This window comes from Aureibaculum marinum (assembly GCF_003813905.1).
GTDB lineage: Bacteria > Bacteroidota > Bacteroidia > Flavobacteriales > Flavobacteriaceae > Aureibaculum > Aureibaculum marinum.
The window spans coordinates 359,628-386,533 of the sequence record NZ_RPFJ01000006.1 but is presented as its reverse complement, the minus strand read 5'-3'; the positions used below and the strand labels follow the sequence as shown (position 1 = coordinate 386,533).

Sequence of the window (26,906 nt, the reverse complement as noted above, 5' to 3'; positions counted from 1 at the left end):
TAATTGCTTAAATTATCTAACCCCTATGATTATTTTATTTCACAATAATTTTACCGTCTTCTTTAATGATAATAGTTTTCTTCGTAAAAGGACTTTTCGCACTAATATTAAACCCAGTTGTATGATTATCCATTATGAATGGAATAGTTTTCCCCTTCAAAGAAAAACTAGAAAAGCCTAAATCTTCTAAAGAAGTTGCCCACTTTGAATGTTTATTTATAAAACTTTTTTGAGTTCTATATAGTTCTGCTAATTTCCATTTGATATGTTCGTCATATGGAATGGTAAATTCTGCTTTTTCTCCAGCTTTTTTTGTAGAAAAATAAACATATCCCCATTTTTCAGGTTCATGCATATTTATAACTCCCATTGGTGACCAAACCCAATTGTATTCAGGTAAAAACTTACCATTACTATCTTTCTTTCTACGATAGTTACCATTTACCAAATCAAAACCCCAATTAACTCTTGAAAAATTCACTCTCCAAAAATTGTCACGCGGCACATTATCTTCAAAATAGGATTTTCTAAATGTTTTCCAAGGTATAGCTATTTCAACTGTCCACCCTTTATCGGTATCTATAGAGTTATTCAATGTTCCTTCTACATGAACAGCTGTTTTTAAACCCGTAATATTCCAATCATTAAGTACTGGTCCTCCTGGTTCTCTATATGGTTTTGCAACAAACAATTCCCAAACAGTATTTAAGGCATTAACCTCAATTTCAAAATAATTATGTGTATCACCATCAGGATCTATAAAAATCTCAAAATCATTATTATAAAAAATAATGGTGTCACGCTGTTTCAAATTACCCCACACATGAGGTTCTTCCATTTTAGCTAAAATATAGTAGTAATTTTCGTCCCATAACATTTTAATATTAGTTTTATATGTTGGGTCTTTAACACCTTCAATGTCGATAAATTTTTCTGACCAAGGCACATATTGCCACGCTTTTTCATTTGCAAAACCATCAATTGATATTTCTTCTTGGGTTTGATATGCAATATAAGTACGAGGTACTAATGGATTATTTTGGGCACAGTTAGTAGCTATACCTATAATAAAAAATAAACTAACTATTTTAAATTTTAATGTACTCATACAAGATTTAATTTATGGTTCTCTGTTTATCTATATGCAACGTAGTCGCACTCTTTTATTTCAAGTCTAAAATTAAATCAAAGACTATTATCCTTTGTAAATTCAACAACCTTACTCAACCTTCCAAATGCTAATGCTACAGAAGTATCTGCAGCTCCATAATAGATAGCCAATTTATCTTGTTCAGTATCATGCAACGCTGCACAAGGAAAAACAACATTTGGCACATCACCAATCATTTCATAATCTACTGCAGGACCTAACAAATAATCTCTAGTTCTATATTTTACGTGATTAGGATTGTCTTTGTCTAAAATGGCTGAACCCATAGCATACCTAAAGCCATTGCAAGTATTAATTACACCATGGTAAATCATCAACCAGCCCTCTTCTGTTAAAATAGGAATTGGCCCAGCTCCTATTTTAGTACATTGCCAAGCACTTTCTTCAAAAGGAGTAGCTTTCATAACTATTCTATGTTCGCCCCAATATTTCATATCAGGACTATAACTAATATAAATATCGCCAAAAGGTGTATGTCCATTATCACTTGGCCTACTTAACATTGCATATTTACCATTAATTTTTTGCGGAAACAACACCCCATTTCTATTAAATGGTAAAAAAGCATTTTCACATTGAAAAAATTCAATAAAATCAAAAGTATAACCAATACCTATTGTTGGTCCATGATAACCATTACACCAAGTAATCCAATATCTATCTTCTATAAATACAACTCTAGGATCATATTTATAAGAAGATTCAATCATTTGCGTATTACCAGCCTGCATTTTAATTGGTTCATGATTGATTTCCCAATTAATTCCATCTTTGCTAAAACCAGCAAAAATATTCATCTGAACTGCTTTGTTATCACATCTAAAAACTCCGGCATACCCATCTTTATAAGGCACAACAGCACTATTAAAAATACTATTAGAGCTTGGTATGTCGTATCTATTTATTATAGGATTTTTTGAATACCTCCAGATAATATCATTACTTCCCTTTGGTTTTTCTTGCCAAGGAATATCAAATTTTATTTTTTGTGTATTTGTGTTCAATTTTATAATATTTATTAATAAGAGTTAAGTAGTTTATTTACATAGGTTTATTTAATTAATTTTCAATTTTTTTTACTTTATCTAACCATGTAAATTTAAGGATTACACTAGTTAAAATAAAGATTATTAAAGCAATAATTGTTTTTGGATAATCTCTAATCATAAAATAAATTGGCAATACAATCATACTAGATTGCCAAACAATACCAATGGCACTATTAAGCATATCCATACCAAAATTATTATTACTTTTAATGTTTTTATCATCTTTTTTCAATTCATATAATACAGGTTTCCACCATCCCCATGGCCTAACATTTTTATAAAATGATTTAAGCACAACCATATCTGTTGGTTTACTAAAATATGTTCCTAAAAATGATCCTAACAATGAAACTCCAAAAATTATTGGAAATAAATAAATGGCATGAACGTGAGCCATATCGTATAAAATAGTACCTTCATGAAAAGAATTTTTATTTTGATCCATAAAAAATTGCAAACTAGCTATAACCAGCCCCGCCAACATACCCCAAAAGTATCCCCATCCATTAAATCGCCACCAAACCCATTTTAAAAAGTTTGCAGCTACATATCCTCCAAACAATGCACTTGTAATCCACAAGGTTAGAGAATTAATAGACTCAGCGAAAAAGCCCATAAAAACGCCTAATCCAACTACTATAAAGGAAGCTATATGACTTATTTTTATATAATGCTTGGGCGATGCATTAGGTTTATAGTATTTTTTATAAATATCATTAACTATATAGGCAGGTCCGGCATTTACAAAAGCTGAAAAAGTTGACATAAATGCTGCCAATAATCCCGCCAATAACAACCCTTTTATTCCAACAGGGACATGAAAATTAATAACTTTTGGTAAAATAACTTCTAAATCAATACCTGCAAGATTTGGGTTAGCAGCCATTTCTGGAGCCAACACAACAAGAGCAATAACAACAATACCTGCAATTAATAAATAACGAGGTATAAACAGAATTAAATTTGTAAACCCTGCCATATATGCAGCTTCTTTTACTGTTTTTGTAGACAAAATTCGTTGCATATCAAAACTAGGAACGGGACCTGCAATACTTGCAAAAAAACCTTTAAAAAGACTCATCCCTATTAAAGCTCCAAACATTTTATATCCTTCAGAGTCAATTAATTTATTAAATTCTTGATACTTACTTGTCCAATGTGAGCCTAATTCCCAATCAAAAAAAACATTACTCCACTCTTCTGTGATAACACTAGTTATTTCCACATCTGTAAATGCAAAAAAAGCATAACCAGCAACTAATACTCCTGCAATAACCATAATTCCATATTGTAATACTTCTGTAGCAACTACAGAAAACATACCTCCTTTTATGGTATATATTGTCGTAAGTATAATAATAATTAAAGCATAGGATTGGTCTGAGCTAAAAAAAACTGCATTACCAATTTGAAAAGTCATATCCCAAGGTAAAATCACGGTCATAAATTTACCAACGCCTTCAAAAAAATAGGCTATAAATCCTATGGCTGCAACCACAGCAAAAATAGCTACGATTAAATGTGATGCTCTTCCTGCTTTATCATCACCAAAACGAGTAAGAATCCATTCAGAACCAGTCATTATGTTAGACCTTCTAATCCAAATGGCTAAAAACATCATAACAAAAATTTGATTCCAAATTGGCCAAAGCCACATAAACATAAAACTTTTTACACCATAAAGAAATAAAATACCCACCATCCAAGCAGTTCCTGAAACATCAAACATTCCAGATCCATTGCTTAGACCTAAAAAGTACCACTTTATATTATTACCTCCTAAAAAATAAGAGTTTAAGCCTTTTGAAGCTTTTTTACTAACCCAAATACCAACAACTAATGTTAATACCACATAAGTTATTATAATGCTAATATCAATAATATCCATCAGTTCTTAGGCCAATTTTTATTAGGTTCTGCACCCATTTCTAATTCTAGTGTTCCTCCTGACATCAACTCCTTGTGAGTTATGTATGTTCTATTTAATTCCTCATTATTTAATTTGGCTGACTGAATATAAATATTAAGGTCCGAATTATTTTTTGTAATAATTTTAAATGTGGTATTACTTGAAGTTTTAATAGAAGCTTCATCAAAAATAGGACTACCAATTTGATATTCACCCGAGACAGGATTCATAGGATAAATCCCTATAGAACTCAAAATATACCAAGCTGACATTTGCCCAGCATCTTCATTACCACTTAATCCGTCTGGCTTAGTACTATATTGAGTATTTAAAATTTCACGAACCCAATATTGTGTTCGCCACGGCTGTTTGGCTTTGTTAAACATATAAGCTATATGATGACTAGGTTCATTACCATGAGCATATTGACCAATTAACCCAGTAATATCAGCAGAAACATTATCTCCAACCAACTCTGAACTTTCTAAAAACAACTGATTCGTTTTTTCTGCAAAGTTTTCGTTACCACCGTGTAAATTAATTAAACCTTCTGTATCATGTATTACATTCCAACTATGCTGCCAAGCATTACCTTCTGTATAATCGGTATCTTCTAAATGGTTTGACATTTTAGGATTAAAAGGCTCTCTAAAATCTTTACCGTTAGGTGATTTTCCACGAAGAAAACCAGATTCTTTATCAAAAAAATTCTCGTAAGCTTTAGAACGATTTAAAAATAATTTATAATCATCTTCTTTACCTAAGTCCTTTGCCATTTGAGCTACACAATAGTCATTATAAGCGTAATTTAAAGTGATAGAAACAGATTGATGTTCTTTATTATAAGGAATATATCCGTATTTTTTATAATGATTTAATCCACGAACATCTCCCATCATAGTATTTTTCATTGCTTGATAGGCTTTTTCTACATCATAATCTCTTATTCCTTTTAAATAAGCATCAGCTATTACCGAGATTGAATGATACCCTGGCATTGTTCCTGTTTCATTACCATACAAGGTCCAGACTGGTAATGTCCCTTGCTCATCATAATAAACTAACATAGACCGAATGATATCGTTTAATCTTTGAGAATCAATAATAGATAACAACGGTGTTTCTGCTCTAAACACATCCCATAAAGATAAAGTTGAATAGGCGTTAAAATTTGAAGTTTTTACAATACTATCATTTTGTAAACGAAATTCACCGTTTACATCATTAAATAAAACTGGTGCTAATTGAGCATGATAAAGAGCAGTATAAAAAATGGTTTTTAAACTATCTTTATCCGTTTTAATTCTAATTTTAGAAAGCATTGCTTCCCATTTCTCTTGAACATCTAGTCTGGCATCATTAAAATTGGTATTACTTGCTTTTTTATCTAAATTATCAATAGCATTTTCTATACTTACAGAAGAAAGAGCTATTTTAACTTCTACTTCTTTAACAGATTTGTCAAAAGTAAATTGACCTCCTGTTTTAATTCCCTTAATAGAATTTACTTCGGACACTACCTTTCCATCTTGAATAAATTTACTAGATTGGATTGGTTTTGATGTTTCAATTACAAAGAAAACCTTTTGATTTTTTGCCCATCCCGTACTAAAACGGGTACCTGTAATTCTATTATTATCAATTAAATTAAGACTAGTTGATGTTGCCTTATCCCAATTTAAAGCAAATCCTAAATCTATAATAAAAGAAGGAAGTTCACTATTATTAAAAGTATATTTATGAAAAGCAACATAATCATTTGCCGTAAGTTCAACTTGAATATTATTGTTCAATTTAACTCTATAATACCCGGGAGAAGCTTCCTCATTATCATGTGAAAAATAACTTGTATAAGGTAAACTATCCCTTGTTGTACTAAAATACTTAAGATTAACTTCTTTATTCGTTGGCATTAACAAAACATCAACTAAATCTCCAATACCTGTTCCACTTAAATGCAATTGGCTAAACCCACTAATTATAGTGTCTGAAATATGATACCCTGAACACCAATCCCACCCAGGAGTTCCGTTGTCAGGGCTTGGCTGTACCATACCAAACGGAGCAGAAGCCCCAGGATAAGTATGTCCATGTCCGCCAGTTCCAATAAAAGGATTTACAAAAGAGGTTAATAGTTCTGTTTTTGCTTTCAATTGTTGTTCCTCATTATTACTTTTACAAGAAATAATTAAACAATTAATTAAGAATAAAAATATAATTTTGAGGTGTTTCATTAGTTATATTGATTATATTTATATTTATTTTAATTTTATGTTGTTTCATAAAACAATATAAATATGAACAAATTTTACTGTTTCAAAAATAAAATTAGACGGATAACACAGCAACAGAGCTAAACATCATTTTAAAAATATAATTACATCATTGATTCGCTTTAATAACACTTCAAATTCTCCATATTTCACAAGAATTACATGGCAATATCATGTTTTTTTTTGGATAATATATTTTGCTATAAATGTATTGCGTTGGGGCAGTTATTACGATGATTATTTATATTCTACACAGGCCAATTTAATAGGTTTTCCTATACACATAACACTCTGTTATTTAAACATTTTTGTTCTAATGCCTTTTTTTGTTTTTCGAAAAAAGTATCTTACATACATCATTCTAATTCTGCTAGCCATTTTTTTAATGGTTGTTCTAAAATTTAATCTAACTTATTACTTATTAAATACTAATGTTTGGCCTGAAGGTCCGGAAGTAACAAGTTCATTAACTTTTAATTACACTATGGATATGATGATTGGTGAATTATATGTGATTACGTTTGTTACTGCAATAAAAATAACAGCAGATTGGCTAAAAGAAAATAAAAGATTAGCCGATTTAGAAAAGCTACAATTAGAAACTGAATTATTATTTTTAAAAACCCAAATTTCACCACATTTTTTCTTTAATACATTAAATAATATATATTCACTTTCTATAGAAAAATCTGATAAAACCCCTAAAATAATTCTAAAACTTTCTGAATTAATGCGATACCTCTTATATGAGACAAAACGCAAAAAACAAAGTCTATCAAATGAAATTATTTGCATTCAAAATTATTTAGAAATTGAACAGATTAGACATGGAGAAAATTTAGAAATTAATATGGAAATTAGTGGTGATATATCAGATAAAAAAATTGCCCCAATTTTGTTATTATCTTTTGTAGAAAATGCTTTTAAACACGGAGCAAATAAAAATATAGGAAAAGTTAAAATTGATATTCATTTCACAATTAAAAAAGATTTTCTTTACTTTACCATCACTAATCCAACTCCTGCCGAAACCAAATACCTACAAAGGATGAATACCTCTGGTGGAATTGGCTTAGATAACGTAAAAAAAAGATTAGCTTTAGGTTACAAAAAGGATCAGTACGACTTAAAAATTTTAAATGATAAAAATTTATTCACTGTAAAATTAAAAATTAAAGTATCATGAATGTAAAGTGCCTGATTATTGATGATGAACCGTTGGCGATAAACGTAATTAAAAATTATGTATCACAAATTAATGATGCAACTTTAGTAAACACCTTTAGTAATGCTGTAGACGCTTTAAATTTCTTAAAAAATAATACGGTAGACCTTATTTTCTTAGACATAAATATGCCGTTACTGGACGGATTAAGTTTTATTAAAAGCCTAGAACATAAACCTGAAATTATTATTACTACTGCTCATGTAGAATTTGCTGTTAAATCTTTTGAACTCGACGTTTTAGATTACTTAGTAAAGCCAATTGCTTTTCCGCGATTTTTAAAAGCAATGAATAAAGTTTTTAAAATTTATAATGATAAAAGCTCACACCATTTAATTCCTGAAAAGCCTTATTTATTTATAAAAATTGACAAAAAAAAATTAAAAAAAATATATTTAGATGAACTTTTAGTCGTTGAAAGCTTAAAAGACTATTTAAAAATAACCACAGTTACTGACCGATTTATTATTCATCAAACACTAAGTAGTTTTACAGATCAATTACCTCCAGAAAACTTTATACGTATACATAGATCATATACTATTGCCATAGATAAAGTAGACACTATCGAAGGCAATAGTTTAGAAATAGCAGGAGTTAGATATACCATAGGACGAACCTATATAGACGATGTTAAAAGTAAGATATTAAACGCCTAACCTAAACCATTATCTTTTTGTAAAAAGAACTAAAATCTTACAACCAAATTATTATCGGTAAATATTTTAAAGTTCTTTCCAACAATCAAAAATCACATTTTTATATAGCCATCCAACAGTATTAAAAATCTTACTTAAAATAGTATCTTTTAAATGCCTCTATAGCCGCATAATCTGCCAAACCAAGATTATTATATTTCTGTGCTGTCAGCTTGTTTCTATCTTCTACTCTAACCCAAAATTCTCTAGAATCGTCACCTTGGAACATGGCTCCATCTTTTTGAGATTGGTGAAAAAATATAGCTGTTCTTTTCTTCAAAACTTGATCTGGACTTAGTGGCACTGCCATTTCAATTTCGTGTGTATCCCATTCGTGCCAAGCTCCTCTATATAACCACACCCAACAATCATCCATAAATGGTTTATGTTTCAACTCATCTAATGCTTTAAATAAGGCATCCAAACATACTTTATGTGTCCCATGAGGATCGGCTAAATCTCCTGCTGCATAAATTTGATGAGGCTTCACTTTCTCAATTAGATTAATAATAATATTAATATCTTCAGCGGATAATTTATTCTTCTTTACAGTTCCAGTTTCATAAAAAGGAAGGTCTAAAAAGTGAACATTTTCATCAGGAACTCCTAAATAACGAGTTGCACCAAAAGACTCTCCACGCCTAATCATCCCTTTTAATTTCCTTACTTCAAGCGTATCAATACTATTTTTCCCTTTATTATTTATACTACTGATAATTTTCTCAACCTCAGTAGTTGATTTAGACATAAATTTACATACTTCTGCAAACTTTAGAGCTTCATTATCTGCAACTGCAATATTTCCTGAAGTTTGATAAGCCACGTGCACATCATGCCCTTGCTCAACTAATCTATCAAAAGTACCTCCCATTGAAATAACGTCATCATCAGGATGAGGACTAAAAATAATAACTCTTTTTTTAGCTGGAATTGCTCTTTCTGGCCTGTGCGTATCATCTGCATTAGGCTTACCTCCTGGCCAACCAGTTATACTATGCTGCAGAACATTAAACATCTTAATATTCAAATCGTAAGCAGTTCCTTCTTCAACTAACAAGTTAGACATTCCGTTATCATTATAATCTTTATCTGTTAGTTTTAAAATAGATTTTCCTAAACGCTCACTTAGCCAAACAACTGCTTTTCTTTTTAATTCTTCATTCCATTTTAACGAAGTCACCAACCATGGTGTTTTAACTCGTGTTAATTCTGAAGATGCATCTTTATCTAAAACAAAAGTAGTATTATCATGTGTTTGTAAATAAGTAGCTGGTATTTGTGAAGACACCTCTCCTTCAATTGCCTTTTTAACAATACTTGCTTTATTAATACCCCAAGCTACTAAAACAATTCTTTTTGCTTTTCTAATGGTTGCAATTCCCATTGTAATGGCTTTTCTAGGTACTTTATCAATACCTAAAAATCCAGGAGCCGCGTCTGATCTAGTAACATAATCTAAAGTAATAGTTCTTGTACCAGAATTAAAGTGAGAACCTGGCTCATTGAAGCCAACATGACCTGTTCTACCTATACCTAATAATTGAAAATCCAAACCTCCTACCTCATCAATTTTATTATCATACGACATACAATAATCATAAATATCACTTTTTATAGTTCCGTCTGGAATATTAATATTTTCTGGAAGAATATCTATGTGATTAAAAAGATGATCATGCATAAAGTAATAGTAACTTTGTATGCTTTCTTTTTCCATAGGGAAATACTCATCTAAATTAAATGTTATAACATTTTTAAAACTAAGACCTTCTTCTTTATGCATTCTTACCAATTCTTCATAAATCTTAATAGGCGAAGAACCTGTTGCTAAACCCAAAACACAATTTTTGTTTTGAGCTTGTTTATTTTTTATTAAACTAGCAATTTCCTTAGCTACTAATATTGAAGCTTCGTTAGAACTTTCAAAAATAACATTATGTATTTTCTCAAATCTTGTTTCTTCAAATTTTCCTGCTTTCTGATGAGTAATCGAATTAATTGACATTGATTAATGGATTTAAATAAAGTGTAAATGTAAAAATTTATTACAAGTTTTCATTTAAAATTCGACCAATTACTTGTTAAAATCGCTAAAAACATGACTTATATAAATAATTTCAAGTCATTTCATTTTATCAAACCTAAAAGACTAATTTTTTATACCTTTGCCATTAACTCGACTAAAATGTGCTATGACCTCTAAAATATGGGTTTCACCTCCACATATGACAGGTGAAGAACTGAATTATATTGAAAGTTCAATTACCGGAAATTGGATTTCTTCAACAGGTCCATATATAGATAAGTTTGAAGATGAAATTAAATATTATTTAGATAATAAAATTGAAGTAGCAGCTCTAAATTCTGGTACTTCTGCCATTCATCTAGCATTAATTCAATTGGGTATAAAAGAAGGTGATGAAGTTATTTGCCAGAGTTTTACATTTTCAGCATCTGCAAATCCCATCCTTTATCTCAAAGCTAAGCCTATTTTTGTAGATAGTGAAGAAGAAACATGGAATATGTGCCCAATATTACTAGAAGAAGCTATAGAAGATAGAATAAAAAAAGGAAAAAAACCAAAGGCTATTATTGCTGTACATTTATATGGCATGCCTTACAAAGTTAATCAGATACATTCAATTGCTAATAAATATAGCATCCCAATGATAGAAGATGCTGCTGAAGCATTTGGTAGCTCTTACAACAAAATTAAATGCGGTTCTTTTGGTGATTTTGGTATTTTATCCTTTAACGGAAACAAAATTATTACCACATCTTCTGGAGGAGCTTTACTCTGTAAATCAAAATCTATAAAGAAAAATAGTATCTACTTGGCAACTCAAGCAAAAGATGATGCTCCACATTACCAACACTCTAAAATTGGATACAATTATAGAATGTCAAATATTTTAGCTGGAATAGGTTTAGCTCAAATTAAAGTACTGGATAAAAGGGTTAAAGCTCGTCGTGAAATTTTTAAATACTATTACAAAAATCTTAACAAAGAGTTAAACATATCGTTTTCAATTGAAAATCCTGAAATGTATTCAAATAGATGGATGACTACTATTTTAACTAAATCATTTGAGCAACGTGAAAAAATTAGGTTAGCTTTAGAAAAAAATAATATAGAATCAAAACCATTATGGAAACCTCTACATTTACAACCTGTTTTTACTTCAACTCCAAAATATTGTAATGGTGTATCTGTAAATTTATTCAAAAAAGGCTTATGTTTGCCTAGTGGTTCAAACTTATCAAAGTTCGAACTTGAACAGATAGTGGGAATAATTAAAAATTCCTTATTTTTATAACGTGCTTATTATTAATTCATTTGTAAAATAATAATATGTTAACAACTAACGTTATTTAATTACAAAAAAAATATGAGCAAAGTAAATATCTATTATTTTTGCAAAAAAAAAGTTATGATTAAAAAGCCAAATTTCTCAAGCCTTAAAAAAGGCATAATACTAACTTCACTTTCTATTTTATTATTTTCTTGTGGCAGCCGTCAAGATATTGTTTATTTTCAAGATGCAGATATGGCAGCTGTTAGTAGACCTATAGAAAATTACAATCCTATAATCAAACCTGATGATGCTCTAACTATTACAGTTTCTTCATTAGATTTAGAAGGAGTAAGACCTTTTAATCTAAGTGCAGTTTCTTATGCTGATAACCAAGGAGCTTATGGCGGAGTTAAATTACAAAGCTATTTAGTTGACAGTAATGGCAATATCGATTTCCCTGTATTAGGAAAATTAAAGTTAGCTGGTTTAACAAGAATACAAGCAACTGCAATGATAGAAGACATGTTAAAGGAGTATTTAACTGATGCAATTGTAATTATAAGAAATGTTAACTTTAAAGTATCTGTCTTAGGAGAAGTAAATAGACCAGGTGTGTATACAATTGAAAATGATAGAATTACTATATTGGAAGCTTTAGCTATGGCTGGAGACCTTACAATAAATGCAGAAAGACATAATGTACTCGTAATTAGAGAAGAAGGAAATAAAAAGACCTACAATAGAGTTAATTTAACTTCAGAACAAATATTTAATTCTCCTCTTTATTACCTAACTCAGAATGATGTAATTTATGTAACTCCTAATAATTCTAGAATAAAAGGATCAACAATAGGACCTAGTACAGGTACAACCTTAACTGCAATTTCAATATTAATTACAGCAACTGCTTTAGTTTTTAGTATAACTAAGTAAAACCTATACCTTTGTAAATGGAATTTGAAAATTTAGATAATAAAGCTATCAACGATGATAGCAGTGAAGAAAACAGTTTAGACTTAAGAGAACAGGTTGAAAAATATCTAAGACATTGGAAATGGTTTGTAATAGCTATTCTAATTTCGTTCTTATATACTTTTTACAATTTAAACTTTACAAGGTCAAGCTATGAAGCGGAGTCAACCATAAAAATTAAAAACGAAAATAGTGGTGATAAATCAGCCTTGTCTGCTTTTGAAGATATGGGTATTATGAGTGGTGCTTCTAAAGATAATATTGATGATGAAATAGAGGTCCTAAAGTCTAAAACATTAGTGTCAGAAGTAATTAAATCTCTTAAATTAAATATTCAGTTTTATACAGATAAAAATGGGTTAAGTAATTTTTTAGATAATAATTTAGGTTTTAATACAGAGTACTATGAAACCGAAAATTACGAAAAACCTCCGTTACATCTAAACTTTTTCATTAATGATTCTGTATTATACCAAACAGAATCTCAGTTCTTGATAAGAGTAGATTCTGACACTCAATATACGTTTAGTACTACTGACAAGTCGGTAGTTAAGAAACATTCATTTGGTGAAAAAATCACTACAAATTTTGGTGATTTAATTGTACTCCCTAATGTAGATTTTAAAGAAGCGAATCTTATTGGCAAAAACATATTAGTCAGTATAACTCCAGTATCAATTTTAACAAATAATTACCGTGAAGGACTTAACATTGAACCAAAATCCGAATTTTCAAATGTTTTAAGTTTATCGGTCGTAGCTAGTCATAAAAGAAAAGCAGAAGATTTTTTAGATGAATTAGTAGAACGTTACAACTTAAGAGCTATCCGATTAAAAGAAGAATTATCAAAAAGCACATCAGAGTTCGTAAGTGAAAGGTTACAAAAGATATCTGAAGAATTAGCAGATGTTGACGAAGATGTAGAAAGTGTTAAATCTAAATACGGAGTATCTTCTGCAGCTTCTAGTGCTGGTTTAAATATGCAAGCCGCAAAACAAATAGAACAAGAAAAGAATCAAACAAGCACACAGTTAGATCAGATAAAACAAATTAAAGAAATTGTTGCTACCAAAGGCGAAAATGAAATGATTCCTAGCGTTGGTATTACTGATCCGAATGTGGCCAATAGCGTTGCTAAATACAATGAACTTTTAGTAGCAAAACAAACCAGATTAAAAGGTGGGTCTACAGAAAAAAACCCTATTGTAGTTGCCCTTGACGACCAACTTAAATCTTTAGAATCTGCGATTAATAAAGGACTACAAAGTGCTGAAAATTCAACAAAGATTGCATTAGACGCCTATAATCAACAATATAATATTGCACAAAGTAGAATTTTTGGAGCTCCGATTCAAGAAACTCAAATAAGAGATGTTACTAGAAAGCAACAAACCAAAGAAGCGTTATTTTTATATTTATTACAGAAAAGAGAAGAAACTGCAATCACTTTAGGAGTAGCAGATCCAAACGCCAAAATTATTGACAAAGCTGAAAGTAAGCCCAACAGAGTTGCTCCTAAAAAGAAAATGGCATTTATTTTTGCATTATTAATAGGATTATTAATTCCTTTTTCAATTTTGTATCTAAGAGACATTTTAGATTCTAAAATACATACAAGAGAAGATATTGAAAAGATTTTAAGTATTCCCATTATTGGTGACATTCCAAAATTAGAAGGTAAAAAAATGAGATACTTAATAAAAAAAGAAGATCATTCTAGTATCGCAGAGGCCTTTAGAATTTTACGTACAAATCTAAGTTTCATATTACCGAAAACGGGTGATAATAATGATGGAAAAGTTGTATTTATAACCTCGTCAATTGCTCATGAAGGTAAATCTTTGGTCTCTACAAATTTAGCCACTGCACTTTCATTTGCTAAGAAAAAAACATTAATTCTAGGATTAGATATTCGAGCTCCAAAAATAGAACCTTATTTAGGAGTAAGAAGCAAATTGGGAGTTACAAATTTTATTGTTAATTCAGATATTTCTCCGAATGATATTTTAGTTTCGGCTCCTGACAATCCAAATCTTGATATTATTTCATCTGGAGATTTAGCTCCTAATCCTGCAGAATTATTAATGAATGCTAGAATTAAAGAATTGTTTGATTTTGCTAAAGAGAATTATGAATATGTAATTGTAGATACTGCTGCATTTAGTATGGTTACTGACACATTACTCTTAAGCAAATTTGCTGATGCATTTATTTACGTAATTAGAGCTAACTATTTGGACAAAAGGATGCTAAAATATATTAAATTCTTATACAAAGAAAAGCGATTACCTAACATGGCATTATTACTCAATGGAGTAGATCAAAAGAAAACATACGGTTATGGTTACGGATATGGCTATGGTACAACATTTGAAAATTCGCAAAAAAAATGGTGGCAATTTGGCAAATCATAATAATTTTACAATTCATAAAAAAAAGCTGAAAGTTTAAAACTTTCAGCTTTTTTTTATGACATATGAACTTAAAAATTTTTAAATCTTTAAATTTTTATCATAGGGTATTGATGATAATATATGCTTTATGGCATTTACCCTTGCAATAGTTTTTCTATTTGCTTTTATTACTTTAAATGGAATGCCACCATTTTCAGTATTTTTAAACATCAGTTTTTTATACTTAGTATAAACATCCCATAGTTCTTGTGCTCTTTCATCAACATCAGTCATTTTCCAATGTTTTAAGGGATCACTTTTTATATCAGCAAAACGTTCTGCTTGTTCAGATTTAGAGATAGACATATATATTTTTACCAAAATAATACCAGACTCTGTTATCATACGTTCAAAATCATTAACCTGATTCATAAACGTCTTATATTCTTCTTCTGTACAAAATCCATTTACAGGTTCAACAACTGCCCTATTATACCAGCTTCTATCAAAAAACACCATCTGCCCAGCTCTAGGAAATTGTTTTACATAGCGTTGAAAATACCATTGAGTTTTTTCCTCTTCTGTAGGTTTTGGCAAAGCAATTATTCTAACATGTCTTGGGTTTATACGTTCTGTAATTCTACGTATCGCTCCACCTTTACCAGCAGCATCTCTACCTTCAAAAACAATTATTATTCGTTCATTATTATTAATAGCCCATGTTTGTAGCTTTACCAATTCTATTTGTAATTTTTTTAATTTTCTCTCATAATCAATATATCGTAAGGCTTTAGCAACATTATAAGGTTCTTTAGCCAATAAAGCTCTTAACCCTTTCTTAGTATTAAGTTTTTTTACATCAGCTTCTGTTAAATTATATTTATCCATATTTAATAATCTATTTGTTCTGCAGATCTATAATATCTCATTATAATATTTGGATCTGGTAATAATGTAGTTAATGCTTTCTCTTTTCCAGGGTATTCAAATTGAGACAAAACATATCTCATACTTTCTAATCTAGCCGTTTTTTTGTCATTAGCTTTAACAATAATCCAAGGACAATAGGTGGTGTGTGTTCTACTAAACATTTGCTCTTTATAGGTAGTATATTTATCCCATAATTCTTGTCCTTTTTGATCAACAGGACTAAATTTCCATCTTTTTAATGGTGTTTTTAATCTAGCATCAAATCGAGCTTTTTGTTCTTCTTTGGATATTGAAAACCAAAATTTAATAATTTTTACTCCATCTTCATACAACATATGTTCAAAATCTGGTACTTGCAACATAAATTTTCTATATTGTTCTTCAGTACAAAAACCCATTACAGGTTCTACAACCGCTCTATTGTACCAGCTTCTATCAAAAAAAACAATTTCACCAGGATTAGACAACTCTTTTATATAGCGTCTAAAATACCATTGCCCTTGCTCTATCTCTGTTGGTTTAGTAAGAGCAACCAAATTCATAGATCTTGGATTTAAATGCTCTGTAAAACGTCTAATATTACCTCCTTTCCCTGCAGCATCTCTACCTTCAAAAATAACAACAACACGCTTTTTATTCTTAGATATCCATTGCTGTAACTTAATCAATTCAATTTGAAGTTTCCTTAACTCATCTTCATACTTTAACTTTTTTAATACATCTTCAATATCTATTCCTTTTTTATTGATTAAATCCAATAATTCTTGATTTGAAGAAACACTCTCAAAATCTTCTTTGGTTAATTGTAAATTTGTTTTTTCCATTAATTATAGTTATTGAATTTTTCTTCCTATCAATTATATAAAATATTTTTCAAATTTCCTCATCTTTAAATAACTAAAATAAACTAACATTAAAATGACTGAAATTGTATTAAACCATGTTAACAAAAACTAATCTTTCAGTCACTAAGTTTTTTTGTTACTTAAAAACTAAATAATGAAGCTTCATTATTTAACAACTCTATAAATAAGCATAAATAGTTAACATATTAATATAATAGTAACTACTTTAATGTTAATGAATGTAATAAAAAAATTATTACTTTCTTAAGCACTAGTTACAATAGGCTCTTTGAAGGCTTTATGAATTAAAAATCTAACTAAGAAAATTTAAAATTTATTTAAGGTTTAAAATTTAGAATGGTACGACTAATAATAGAAATACAATCATCTAATTGTTCTTCAGTTATTATTAATGGTGGAGCAAATCTAATAATGTTACCATGTGTAGGTTTCGCTAATAATCCATTTTCTTTTAATGCCACACAAATATCCCAAGCTGTAGAACTGTCTTCGATATCATTTATTACAATTGCATTCAAAAGACCCTTACCCCTAACTAACTTAATTAAATCTGTTTTTTTAATTAAGTTTTCCATTTCTTTTCTAAAGATTTCACCTAATTTAAAAGCCTTTTCCGAAAGCTTCTCTTCTTTTACAACTTCTAAAGCTGCAATAGCAACCACACAAGCTAAAGGATTTCCTCCGAAAGTTGAACCGTGATTACCAGGTTTAATAACATCCATAATATGATTGTCAGCTAACACTGCAGAAACAGGAAATACTCCTCCAGAAATTGCTTTCCCTAAAATTAAAACATCAGGTTTAATCTCTGCATAATTTACCGCAAGAAGCTTCCCTGTACGAGCAATTCCTGTTTGAACTTCATCAGCAATAAACAATACATTTTTTTCTTTACAAAGGGTAAATGCATTTTTTATGTAATTTTCATCAGGAACATATACACCAGCTTCCCCTTGGATAGGTTCTACTAGAAATGCAGCAACATTTACATCTTCTAAAGCTTTACGTAATGCCTCTAAATCATTATATTTAATCGAAACAATACCTGGTGTAAAAGGTCCAAAATTCTCGGTTGCTACTGGATCATTAGATGCAGAAATAATAGTAACCGTTCTGCCATGAAAATTATTTTGACAAACTATTATTTTAGCTTCATTTGCAGGAATTCCTTTTTTCTCATATCCCCATTTTCTAGCAATTTTAATTGCTGTTTCTACGGCTTCTGCACCCGTATTCATTGGTAAAACCTTGTCGAAATTAAAATATTCAGTCACAAATTTTTCGTATGGACCTAATTTATCATTGTAAAATGCTCTTGAAGTTAATGTAAGTACCTCTGCCTGCTCTTTTAAGGCATTAATTATTTTTGGATGACAATGTCCTTGGTTCACTGCTGAATATGCTGATAAAAAATCATAATATTTTTTACCTTCAACATCCCATACATAAACCCCTTCTCCTCTACTTAAAACTACAGGCAATGGATGATAATTATGAGCTCCATACTTATCCTCTAATTCTATTACTTTTTTTGATGAAATTTGATCTTTTACTATCATCTTCTAAAGATTTAAAATTTAACATTCAAAATTCCTTCTTAAAGGAGAGAAATCATCCATAAATTTTAAACTGTTCTTATTTTTATTGGTCTAAACATAAAAAATAATCCAACCAATACTAGCGGAATACTTAACAATTGTCCTGTATTTAAGTTTACATTAAATAAAGTTTCTATACCTCCTTGCCATTCTTTATAAAATTCAATTATAAATCGAATTGACCATAACATAACCATAAACACACCAAAAATGTAACCTAATTTTTGTTTTTTATCTGTTTTCCAGTAGATATACCAAAGCACTATAAAAGTAAATAAATACCCTACTGCTTCATAAATTTGTGTAGGATATCTATTTGGAACTTGTGCCAATTCTTCTTGAAAACGAGAACTATTTGCAATTAAGTCGTATGCTTTATTGACACTTTTTGCTTGCGTAATAGCCATTGCTTTATACTCGCTTATATCATTTCTAATAAACTTAAAACCAAAATCTGTTCCTGTAGGCTTTCCTACAATTTCAGAATTAAATAAATTTCCTAATCTTACAAATATGGCTCCTAACGCTGTTGGTATTACCAATCTATCTAATGTCCATAAAAGAGGCTTTTTTACTACTTTTTTACTATAAAAATACATTGCAATAATTATACCTATCGCAGCTCCATGGCTAGCTAATCCCTGAAAGCCTGTATACTCAAAAGGATGTAATTTAAAAGGTAAAAACACTTCTGCAAGTGTATAATTTTCTTCATAGAATAAGTAATGTCCAATTCTGGCACCTAATAACATCGATACTACTGTATAAATAAAAATAGAATCTAACTTTTCTAATGAAATATTATCTTTTATATAGATTCTCTTCATTAATTGAAGCCCTATAACAAAAGCTAAAACATACATTAGACTATAGTATTTAATAGGAAATGAGCCTATTTTAAAGATATCAGGATTAAAATTCCAATCGATAGATAAAGAAAAAATCATAAATTTAATTTAGACTGTAAATATAGTTATTGTTGAGTAAAATTGAGTTTTAAGCTTAAAAGATTTTAAACCTCACACAAAATACATCTGTTTTACTAATACTAAAAATATTCACTTCCTATTTTCACATAAGTTTTACACTATTTATAATTAAATGTTAATTTTTTCATAAAAAATTATAATAAACGCAACAATAATGAATAACAGACGTCTTACTCTTTCAATTTAAAAGCACAAAATTATGACAACTTTAAAATTAAATTTAGAAAAAACAAATGGAACCATTTGGAATCGTAAAAGACGCTATCGTTAAAACCTTTGTTTTTTTTATTAAACTAAAAAGGGATAAGTTAATGTTAACTTATCCCTTTTATTTTTATTGAATTGACTTTAAATTATAACGATCTTACACTACCAGAGCCACTTACTTTAGAAATATTTTTTTTAGGATTTCCTTTATAGCTAATATCTCCAGAACCAGAAACTACTGCATCAAGAACTTGATTTACATGAATAGAAACATCTGCAGAACCAGACACACGAATAGTAGAATTGTCTGTAATTAAATCATCTGCATCTACATCTGCGGAACCTGAAACTGCACAATCAAAATTTATGGTTTCACCTCTTAAACTAAGATCTCCAGAACCTGAAATAGCAGATTTTAACTTAACAACTTTAAGTTTTAAATCTATATCACCTGAACCAGCTAAATTTATCTTAAATTCATCTGCTGTAATAGTAGCATTAGAGGTTATATCTCCAGAGCCAGCTAAAGCTATCTCATTAATATCTTTAAATGGAACTGTAATTTTTATTTTTTTAGAAGTTCTTATACGAATTCCTCTTTTCCATTTTATTTTTAATTCTTTACCATCTACTTCGGTAATAATATACCGTAACAAATTATCTTCCCCTTCAATAGTAATATCACCTTCAGAAGCTTCAATTAATTCTACATCAAACGAACCTGCTACTCCAATTTTATCGTAGTCAGACACAGTTCTAGTAATGGTAGTTATATTCCCATTTCCTTTTATTCTCTTTAGCTGAGCACTAGTATATGTAGTGAATAAAACAACAAGTAAAAATGTGATTATTTTTTTCATTCTTTTTAATTATTAAGTTAGCATTTAGTTAAAAGTTACACTTCCGTAACCTGAATTTATAATTATTTTAGATCGTGTATTAGATTTTCCATAAGTTCCTTGATAAGATTTTAATCTTGATTTCACAATCTGACTAGTAATATTTACCATGTCAGTATCATATTTAAATCCTCCATAACTAATGTTAACGTCAAACATAAATCCTTTTTCTTTAGGAACCCCTATTTTAATCCCCGTATAACTTCCGTCAATATCAACTATATCAAATCCGTCTATAAGACTTTCAATTTTAATAAATCCATAATCTGATTCAATAATAGCCTTTTTTAAAACCGTTCCAATTTTCAAAGACAAATAATCTCCGTTACCATCAATACTTACCCCATTATCTATTTTTAAACTTCCATAATCACAATTGTAATTTAGAATTTTAATATTTTCAAAAACTGAAGTGGTATAATCTGCATTAAGTCTTATATGCTCTGCTCTCTCAACAGTAAATTTTGAATAATCAGCATCTATAGTACCACTATTTATGTATCCTATAGTGGAGTTATTACAATAATCAAGTTCTATTTCATTGTTATTACTATGTAATTCTCCAAGAATTATAGAACCATAATCGCAATCAATTTTAGCTTTGCCTTTTAATTCACTTAAAGTAATGTTTCCATAATCATTTTCAATATCTACACTGTTAGTTATAGGTACTTTTACTTTATAATTAATTTGATAATTTACATTGTTACTTTTTCCCCATCCCCATGACCATGAAGATACTTTTTCAATAACAGTTTCTGCCGAAACCTCATTTTTACTCGATTTAAAATCTACATCTATAGCGTTTAACCTTTTTATAACTTGATTTTCATCATTACCTTTTACGGTTATTTTTACTACGACTTCAATTTGATTTCCTTCCCATGAAACGATATCTACATTACCATATTTATTATCAATTTTTAATAATGCGTTAGTATTAACTGTATATTTTTTAGTAATGGTTTTGGTTTTTTCATGTTTATGCCCATCAATTGCATACATTTGATTAGAAATAATTATGCATAGGCAAAAAAGCACTATTTTATATAATTGTATTTTCATTTTTAATATTTTTTAATTGTTCTAATTCATTTAATTGTTGTATCAAAAATTGCAACACCTCTATTCGTTGTTGAAAATTAGCTATCATGGCATATACGATACGCCTATCTTTATTACTTCGTTTAAGCTCTAGAGTTAATTTGTTATAATTCTTCTCTAATTTTTCAAGTTGAGTAAAAGTATCATCAATAATTTGCTTATTATCTTCGTTTCGCTTTAAATCTATCTGTTTTAATTCTTGCTTAATCGTTGAAACAAAAAAACTCTGTGTTTCCTCCATTTTAGGTGAAACATCTGCCAACTCTAAACCATTAGAGGTTTTATCAAAATTATGAAATCCAACACTAAAGATTAAAGCGATTGACGCAGCAATAGCAATCCACTTCCAAATATTAACATTTGTTTTGTGATCAGAAGCTACCCGTCCTTTTAATTTGGACTCAAATCTGTTAAAATGTCCTATTTCAGGTTCTTCTATATCAAATTGATCTTTTAATTTAAAAACCCTTTGTTCTAATTTTTCATTTTTATTTTGCATACGATGAATTCAATATTTTTCGCAATTTATTTTTAGCTCTTGAAATTGTGGTTCTACAATTTTGATTTGTAATATCCATAATTTGAGAGATCTCTTCATAATCATAACCTTCAATTAATTTTAAGGTTAATACAATTCTATAATTGTCTTTTAATTCATTTATTCCATTAATAATTTCTTTAGGACTTAGCATTTCATAGTTTTCATTCTCAACATGTTCTTCTGGTTGTTCTTTTATATTTTCCAAAGGAACTTCAGTAATCTTACTATTTCTTCTTAAATGTGTAATACTTTTATTAATTACTATTTTTTTTAACCATGAACCAAAACTAACTTCTGCTTTAAAAGTGCTCAATTTTGTAAATGCAATTAGAAACGATTCTTGCATAACATCTTCAGCTTCAAAGCTGTCTTTTAAAATCCTTAAAGAAGTATTATACATTGCTTTGTAATACATCTTATAGATTTCGAATTGAGCACTTTGCTTTCCTTTCTTGCATTGTTGCAAAAGTTGGGTTATATGTTGTTGATTATATTGCAATGTATCGTTTCTGAATAAAAGACTAAGTAAATTTTTATTTGTTACAGTTTAAAAAAATTAATATTAAACTAAGTTAATTACTTTGTTTTTAACACTGTAATCTTTTAAATTTTTAACTCATTGGCATAACTATTGAAATATATACTTAGAAAATACATTTTCAACCAGTTAAAATATTGATTATCAAAATATTATTTATCAAACGAAAATGTATTATTTTATTGAAATAAACATTTAATGTCATTTTGACCTAAATATACTTATGAGTGATCTAAAATTTTTAAATATTGACAATTTGTCATTGCAACATATGATTGATGAAGATTCAGAATTAATTCCTTTAATGACCCCTGAAGATGAGGAGGAAATAAAAAATGAAGCTATACCTTCAGTATTACCTATATTAACATTAAAAAATACGGTGTTGTTTCCTGGAGTTGTAGTTCCAATTACAGCGGGTAGAGATCAATCCATTAAATTGATTAAAGAAATTAATGCAGGTAATAAAACTATTGGTGTTGTTGCACAAAATAATGAATCTGTTGAAAACCCTGAACGAAAAGATTTATATAGCATTGGTACCGTTGCCAGAATACTCCGTGTGCTAAAAATGCCCGACGGAAATACAATGGTAGTAATTCAAGGAAAAAAACGATTTGAAGTTGGTGAGTTTGTACAAACCGTACCTTATATAAAAGCAGTTGCTAAAGAATTGGTAGAGGAAATACCAGAAGAAACCGACACAGAATTTAAAGCTATAATTGAGTCTATTAAAGACATTGCTTTAAAAATTATCAAAGAAAATCCAAACTTACCATCAGAAGCTGCATTTGCAATAAAAAACATTCAAAGTGATTCTTTCTTAGTAAATTTTGTTTCATCAAACATGAATTTAAAAGTTCAAGAAAAACAAAAGTTACTAAACACTAATAGTTTAAAAAAGAGAGCTTTAGAAACATTAAAAAAGATGGATGCAGAACTGCAACATCTAGAACTTAAAAATGTTATTCATTCTAAGGTTCGAGAAGATATGGATCAGCAACAGCGTGAATACTACTTACATCAACAAATGAAAACCATTCAAGAAGAATTGGGAGGGGTTTCTTATGATGAGGAGTTAGAAGAAATGCGTAAAAAAGCGAAAAAGAAAAAATGGAGTAAAGAAGTTGCTGAAACTTTTGACAAAGAATTGGGACGTTTAAAACGTATGAATCCACAAGTGGCAGAATATTCTGTACAGCGAAATTACCTTGACTTATTACTGGATTTACCTTGGAATGAATATTCTAAAGATAAATTCGATTTAAAACGTGCTGAAAAAATATTAGACCGTGATCATTTTGGACTTGAAAAAGTAAAAGAGCGTATAATAGAACATTTGGCCGTATTAAAACTTAAAGGCGATATGAAATCGCCAATTATCTGTTTATATGGACCCCCAGGGGTTGGAAAGACTTCTTTAGGTAAATCTATTGCGGAATCTTTAGGTAGAAAATATGTAAGAATGTCTCTTGGTGGATTACGAGATGAGGCTGAAATACGCGGACATAGAAAAACCTACATTGGTGCAATGCCTGGTAGAATTATTCAATGCATTAAAAAAGCTGAAACTTCTAATCCTGTTTTTGTTTTAGATGAGATTGACAAGCTTTCAAATAGCCACAATGGCGATCCTTCTTCTGCCATGTTAGAAGTACTTGACCCTGAACAAAACACTTCTTTTTACGATAATTATTTAGAGGTTGGCTATGATCTTTCAAAAGTATTATTTATAGCAACAGCAAATAGTTTGTCTGATATACCATGGGCTTTACGTGACAGAATGGAGATTATAAATGTTACAGGATATATTGTAGAAGAAAAAATTGAAATTGCTAAAAAACATTTATTACCAAAACAACTAAAAGAACATGGCTTAACTAACAAAGACTTAAAAATTGGTAAACCTCAATTGGAAAGAATTATTGAAGGCTACACAAGAGAGTCTGGCGTAAGAAGTCTTGATAAAATGATTGCTAAAGTAGTAAGGTATGTAGCAAAATCTATCGCTATGGAGCAAGATTATAATGTAAAAATTAGTAATGACGACTTGACAAAAATATTAGGAGCTGCCAATTTAGAACGTAACAAATACGAATCTAATAAAGTTCCTGGTGTTGTAACAGGATTGGCTTGGACAAGTGTTGGTGGAGATATTCTATTTATTGAATCTATCCTATCAAAAGGAAAAGGTAATTTATCCATTACAGGTAACTTAGGTAAAGTGATGAAAGAATCAGCAACTATTGCCATGGAATTTATTAAAGCCAATGCTGAAGAATTTGGTATTGATATAAAAGATTTAGAAACAAAAAATGTGCATATACATGTACCTGAAGGTGCAACTCCAAAAGATGGTCCTAGTGCAGGTATTACTATGTTAACCTCTTTAGTATCTTCATTTACGGGTAAAAAAGTAAAATCAAAATTGGCAATGACAGGTGAAATTACATTACGTGGAAAAGTATTACCTGTGGGTGGAATCAAAGAAAAAATCTTAGCTGCCAAAAGAGCCAATATAAAAGAAATTATCTTATGTAAAGACAATCAAAATGATATTGACGAGATAAAAGAAGAGTACTTAAAAGGTCTAACATTTCATTATGTAGATACAATGAAAGAAGTTATTGATATTGCAATATTAAAATCTTAATACTCAAAAGATTCTATTTTAATTATTTATTGAAAGGCAGTTTATAAATTATTTTATATGCTGCCTTTTTATATATTTGTATAAACCCTAATAAAATGGAATCCTTTTTACAATTTTTTGAACTGATGCCCTCTTGGCAAAAATTAGTTTGGATTATAGCATGTTTACTTTTTAGTTGGTTTTTAGAAGGTATTTATCCTTTAGTAAAACTAAATTATCAAAAATGGAAACATGCTGGTGTAAATCTTGTTTTTCTAACTACAAGTCTAACCATTAATGTGCTATTTGGTATTTTAACTGTTGGCATTTTTTCTTTAATAGCTACTTATAACATAGGACTTTTATATTGGATTGATTTACCCATTTGGGTGGAATTACTAGTTACTATTCTTTTTCTCGATTTTGTAGCTCAATATGTTGTCCATTATTACCTCCATAAAATAAGTTGGATGTGGAGGTTTCATATGATACATCATAGTGACACTAAAGTTGATGCTACTACTGGCACACGTCATCATCCTGGTGATTATGTGCTCCGAGAAATAGCAGCACTAGTAGCTATTTTAATTATTGGTGCTCCGTTTGCTTTTTATGTAGTCTATAAAATTGTAACTATATTTTTTACCTACATTACTCATGCCAATTTTAACATGCCCGTATGGTTAGACAAACCTTTAAGTTGGGTATTTATTACACCTAATATGCATAAATTTCATCACCATTTTGAAAGGCCTTGGACTGACACTAATTTCGGAAACATTTTTTCTTTTTGGGATAGAATTTTTGGCACATTTGTTTATGGTAATCCGAGTAAAGTAGTCTACGGACTTGATGTATTAGATGGCAACTTAGATGAAAATATAGGGTATCAATTTAAAATACCTTTTGACAATAGAATAAAAACTGATTATTAATTTAATTTTAACTATTGATTTTATAATGATATTTGATTCTTCTACATTTTACGTTTACCTTTCTTTTTCTCCAGCTCTTTTTTAGTTGGAAACGTTAATTCACTACTATTGTATGTAGAGCCATAGGTTAATGCAGCTGTATACACCTGTTTAATAGCACTTAGAACCTCTTCTTTTTGTAGTTCTTTAAGTGGATGTACATATAAAGACCATAACAAATCGTCTGCTATTGCATAACGAGCATCTAAGGCAGTATAAGAATTTGCTTCCATTAATTTTAGCAAATCTAAATGAGCTAATTTTCGTTGTTCTATTATAGGAGACATAATTCTTAGTCTGTTATTAACTGTATCTGTTATGCAAAATAACATCTTACCTTTTATCATAAATTGCCAATTTCCATGATTACCTCTTATACTATCAGAAACCACATAAATAATCTTCTCTAAGTCATTATTTGTCATATTTTGAGACTGTACAGAAAATGTAACCACAAAAAATAAAATTATAAAATAGGATGCTTTTGTTTTCATTTTAAAAGAGTATTTCAATAGATAATCAAGTATATAAACGTACGCTTCAAGGTTTTACTATTAGATCAATAAACTATTTTGAATAATTAGAAAAAGAATAATAATATTTTATAGTCAATATCTAATATTTTGCTATTTTTGACAAATC

At 29.5% G+C, this 26,906-nt stretch carries 21 protein-coding genes; 7 read left to right on the top strand and 14 right to left on the bottom strand.

The genetic code is table 11. The features are described 5' to 3' along the window. Nucleotides 1–34: 34 nt before the first annotated feature. The 4 genes from EGM88_RS06310 to EGM88_RS06295 form a co-directional block, all read right to left on the bottom strand. On the bottom strand, nucleotides 35–1,108 hold the full coding sequence (locus EGM88_RS06310) for a carbohydrate-binding family 9-like protein (RefSeq protein WP_123897115.1): 1,074 nt from the start codon (nucleotides 1,106–1,108) through the stop codon (nucleotides 35–37). A gap of 77 nt (nucleotides 1,109–1,185) precedes the next feature. Then, the gene (locus EGM88_RS06305) at nucleotides 1,186–2,175 is read right to left on the bottom strand and encodes a glycoside hydrolase family 130 protein (protein WP_317126534.1); all 990 of its coding nucleotides are present in this window, start codon (nucleotides 2,173–2,175) and stop codon (nucleotides 1,186–1,188) included. Between the two features lie 55 nt (nucleotides 2,176–2,230). Further along, nucleotides 2,231–4,108, bottom strand: a complete 1,878-nt coding sequence (locus EGM88_RS06300; protein WP_123897114.1) for a sodium:solute symporter family protein — start codon at nucleotides 4,106–4,108, stop codon at nucleotides 2,231–2,233. After that, entirely contained in the window at nucleotides 4,108–6,363 is a 2,256-nt protein-coding gene (locus tag EGM88_RS06295; protein ID WP_123897113.1) for a GH92 family glycosyl hydrolase, read from the bottom strand. The genes EGM88_RS06300 and EGM88_RS06295 overlap by 1 nt, the downstream gene beginning before the upstream one ends. Before the next feature lie 424 nt (nucleotides 6,364–6,787). Between EGM88_RS06295 and EGM88_RS06290 the strand changes: the two genes are divergently transcribed. Continuing rightward, nucleotides 6,788–7,588 (top strand): sensor histidine kinase, encoded by an 801-nt coding sequence (locus EGM88_RS06290; protein ID WP_317126533.1) that lies wholly within the window; start codon nucleotides 6,788–6,790, stop codon nucleotides 7,586–7,588. Then, complete coding sequence (locus tag EGM88_RS06285; RefSeq protein ID WP_123897112.1) at nucleotides 7,585–8,286, top strand: LytR/AlgR family response regulator transcription factor; 702 nt, start codon at nucleotides 7,585–7,587, stop codon at nucleotides 8,284–8,286. The genes EGM88_RS06290 and EGM88_RS06285 overlap by 4 nt, the downstream gene beginning before the upstream one ends. A 130-nt stretch (nucleotides 8,287–8,416) precedes the next feature. Here the strand turns inward: EGM88_RS06285 and nagB are convergent, their stop codons facing one another. Continuing rightward, the gene (gene nagB, locus EGM88_RS06280) at nucleotides 8,417–10,330 is read right to left on the bottom strand and encodes a glucosamine-6-phosphate deaminase (RefSeq protein WP_123897111.1); all 1,914 of its coding nucleotides are present in this window, start codon (nucleotides 10,328–10,330) and stop codon (nucleotides 8,417–8,419) included. Nucleotides 10,331–10,517: 187 nt separating this feature from the next. On the opposite strand from nagB, the gene EGM88_RS06275 reads away from it, so the two are divergent. The 3 genes from EGM88_RS06275 (at nucleotide 10,518) to EGM88_RS06265 (ending at nucleotide 15,007) form a co-directional block, all read left to right on the top strand. Then, nucleotides 10,518–11,642: a DegT/DnrJ/EryC1/StrS family aminotransferase gene (locus tag EGM88_RS06275; RefSeq protein WP_123897110.1), complete on the top strand. Its 1,125-nt coding sequence runs from the start codon at nucleotides 10,518–10,520 to the stop codon at nucleotides 11,640–11,642. 114 nt (nucleotides 11,643–11,756) lie between these two features. After that, nucleotides 11,757–12,554, top strand: coding sequence for a polysaccharide biosynthesis/export family protein (locus EGM88_RS06270; protein WP_123897109.1), 798 nt, complete (start codon nucleotides 11,757–11,759; stop codon nucleotides 12,552–12,554). Between the two features lie 17 nt (nucleotides 12,555–12,571). Next, nucleotides 12,572–15,007 carry a GumC family protein gene (locus tag EGM88_RS06265; RefSeq protein WP_123897108.1) on the top strand — a complete coding sequence of 812 codons (2,436 nt, stop codon included), beginning with the start codon at nucleotides 12,572–12,574 and terminating at the stop codon, nucleotides 15,005–15,007. A 78-nt stretch (nucleotides 15,008–15,085) separates the two neighbouring features. Here the strand turns inward: EGM88_RS06265 and ppk2 (EGM88_RS06260) are convergent, their stop codons facing one another. From ppk2 (EGM88_RS06260) to EGM88_RS06225, 8 genes are all read right to left on the bottom strand, one after another. Beyond that, nucleotides 15,086–15,874: a polyphosphate kinase 2 gene (ppk2, locus tag EGM88_RS06260; protein WP_123897107.1), complete on the bottom strand. Its 789-nt coding sequence runs from the start codon at nucleotides 15,872–15,874 to the stop codon at nucleotides 15,086–15,088. A gap of 2 nt (nucleotides 15,875–15,876) precedes the next feature. Further along, nucleotides 15,877–16,740, bottom strand: coding sequence for a polyphosphate kinase 2 (gene ppk2, locus EGM88_RS06255; RefSeq protein ID WP_123897106.1), 864 nt, complete (start codon nucleotides 16,738–16,740; stop codon nucleotides 15,877–15,879). Nucleotides 16,741–17,099: 359 nt separating this feature from the next. Next, the gene (rocD, locus tag EGM88_RS06250; RefSeq protein ID WP_123897105.1) at nucleotides 17,100–18,341 is read right to left on the bottom strand and encodes an ornithine--oxo-acid transaminase; all 1,242 of its coding nucleotides are present in this window, start codon (nucleotides 18,339–18,341) and stop codon (nucleotides 17,100–17,102) included. A gap of 65 nt (nucleotides 18,342–18,406) precedes the next feature. Next, nucleotides 18,407–19,327: a prolipoprotein diacylglyceryl transferase gene (gene lgt, locus EGM88_RS06245; protein ID WP_123897104.1), complete on the bottom strand. Its 921-nt coding sequence runs from the start codon at nucleotides 19,325–19,327 to the stop codon at nucleotides 18,407–18,409. Between the two features lie 395 nt (nucleotides 19,328–19,722). Then, on the bottom strand, nucleotides 19,723–20,436 hold the full coding sequence (locus tag EGM88_RS06240) for a head GIN domain-containing protein (RefSeq protein WP_123897103.1): 714 nt from the start codon (nucleotides 20,434–20,436) through the stop codon (nucleotides 19,723–19,725). Nucleotides 20,437–20,460: 24 nt separating this feature from the next. After that, on the bottom strand, nucleotides 20,461–21,540 hold the full coding sequence (locus EGM88_RS06235) for a DUF4097 family beta strand repeat-containing protein (RefSeq protein WP_123897102.1): 1,080 nt from the start codon (nucleotides 21,538–21,540) through the stop codon (nucleotides 20,461–20,463). Next, the gene (locus EGM88_RS06230) at nucleotides 21,521–22,078 is read right to left on the bottom strand and encodes a hypothetical protein (protein WP_123897101.1); all 558 of its coding nucleotides are present in this window, start codon (nucleotides 22,076–22,078) and stop codon (nucleotides 21,521–21,523) included. The genes EGM88_RS06235 and EGM88_RS06230 overlap by 20 nt, the downstream gene beginning before the upstream one ends. After that, nucleotides 22,068–22,619: an RNA polymerase sigma factor gene (locus EGM88_RS06225; RefSeq protein WP_123897100.1), complete on the bottom strand. Its 552-nt coding sequence runs from the start codon at nucleotides 22,617–22,619 to the stop codon at nucleotides 22,068–22,070. Before EGM88_RS06225 ends, EGM88_RS06230 begins: the two co-directional genes overlap by 11 nt. Nucleotides 22,620–22,881: 262 nt before the next feature. On the opposite strand from EGM88_RS06225, the gene lon reads away from it, so the two are divergent. Both lon and EGM88_RS06215 read left to right on the top strand, forming a co-directional pair. Further along, a complete protein-coding gene (gene lon, locus EGM88_RS06220; protein ID WP_123897099.1) occupies nucleotides 22,882–25,311 on the top strand; it encodes an endopeptidase La in 2,430 nt (809 codons plus the stop codon). Nucleotides 25,312–25,406: 95 nt separating this feature from the next. Further along, nucleotides 25,407–26,225, top strand: a complete 819-nt coding sequence (locus EGM88_RS06215) for a sterol desaturase family protein (RefSeq protein ID WP_123897098.1) — start codon at nucleotides 25,407–25,409, stop codon at nucleotides 26,223–26,225. Nucleotides 26,226–26,266: 41 nt separating this feature from the next. Here the strand turns inward: EGM88_RS06215 and EGM88_RS06210 are convergent, their stop codons facing one another. Continuing rightward, nucleotides 26,267–26,758, bottom strand: a complete 492-nt coding sequence (locus EGM88_RS06210) for a type III secretion system chaperone family protein (protein WP_123897097.1) — start codon at nucleotides 26,756–26,758, stop codon at nucleotides 26,267–26,269. Nucleotides 26,759–26,906 lie beyond the last annotated feature (148 nt).

Coding starts and splice junctions, on each gene's coding strand:
- EGM88_RS06270 (WP_123897109.1), top strand. CDS start 11,757: ATGATTAAAAAGCCAAATTTCTCAAGCCTTAAAAAAGGCATAATACTA.
- EGM88_RS06295 (WP_123897113.1), bottom strand. CDS start 6,363: ATGAAACACCTCAAAATTATATTTTTATTCTTAATTAATTGTTTAATT.
- EGM88_RS06240 (WP_123897103.1), bottom strand. CDS start 20,436: ATGAAAAAAATAATCACATTTTTACTTGTTGTTTTATTCACTACATAT.
- EGM88_RS06285 (WP_123897112.1), top strand. CDS start 7,585: ATGAATGTAAAGTGCCTGATTATTGATGATGAACCGTTGGCGATAAAC.
- lgt (WP_123897104.1), bottom strand. CDS start 19,327: ATGATTTTTTCTTTATCTATCGATTGGAATTTTAATCCTGATATCTTT.
- EGM88_RS06265 (WP_123897108.1), top strand. CDS start 12,572: ATGGAATTTGAAAATTTAGATAATAAAGCTATCAACGATGATAGCAGT.
- EGM88_RS06230 (WP_123897101.1), bottom strand. CDS start 22,078: ATGCAAAATAAAAATGAAAAATTAGAACAAAGGGTTTTTAAATTAAAA.
- ppk2 (WP_123897106.1), bottom strand. CDS start 16,740: ATGGAAAAAACAAATTTACAATTAACCAAAGAAGATTTTGAGAGTGTT.
- EGM88_RS06275 (WP_123897110.1), top strand. CDS start 10,518: ATGACCTCTAAAATATGGGTTTCACCTCCACATATGACAGGTGAAGAA.
- rocD (WP_123897105.1), bottom strand. CDS start 18,341: ATGATAGTAAAAGATCAAATTTCATCAAAAAAAGTAATAGAATTAGAG.
- EGM88_RS06210 (WP_123897097.1), bottom strand. CDS start 26,758: ATGAAAACAAAAGCATCCTATTTTATAATTTTATTTTTTGTGGTTACA.
- EGM88_RS06310 (WP_123897115.1), bottom strand. CDS start 1,108: ATGAGTACATTAAAATTTAAAATAGTTAGTTTATTTTTTATTATAGGT.
- nagB (WP_123897111.1), bottom strand. CDS start 10,330: ATGTCAATTAATTCGATTACTCATCAGAAAGCAGGAAAATTTGAAGAA.
- EGM88_RS06235 (WP_123897102.1), bottom strand. CDS start 21,540: ATGAAAATACAATTATATAAAATAGTGCTTTTTTGCCTATGCATAATT.
- ppk2 (WP_123897107.1), bottom strand. CDS start 15,874: ATGGATAAATATAATTTAACAGAAGCTGATGTAAAAAAACTTAATACT.
- EGM88_RS06290 (WP_317126533.1), top strand. CDS start 6,788: ATGGTTGTTCTAAAATTTAATCTAACTTATTACTTATTAAATACTAAT.
- EGM88_RS06300 (WP_123897114.1), bottom strand. CDS start 4,108: ATGGATATTATTGATATTAGCATTATAATAACTTATGTGGTATTAACA.
- EGM88_RS06215 (WP_123897098.1), top strand. CDS start 25,407: ATGGAATCCTTTTTACAATTTTTTGAACTGATGCCCTCTTGGCAAAAA.
- lon (WP_123897099.1), top strand. CDS start 22,882: ATGAGTGATCTAAAATTTTTAAATATTGACAATTTGTCATTGCAACAT.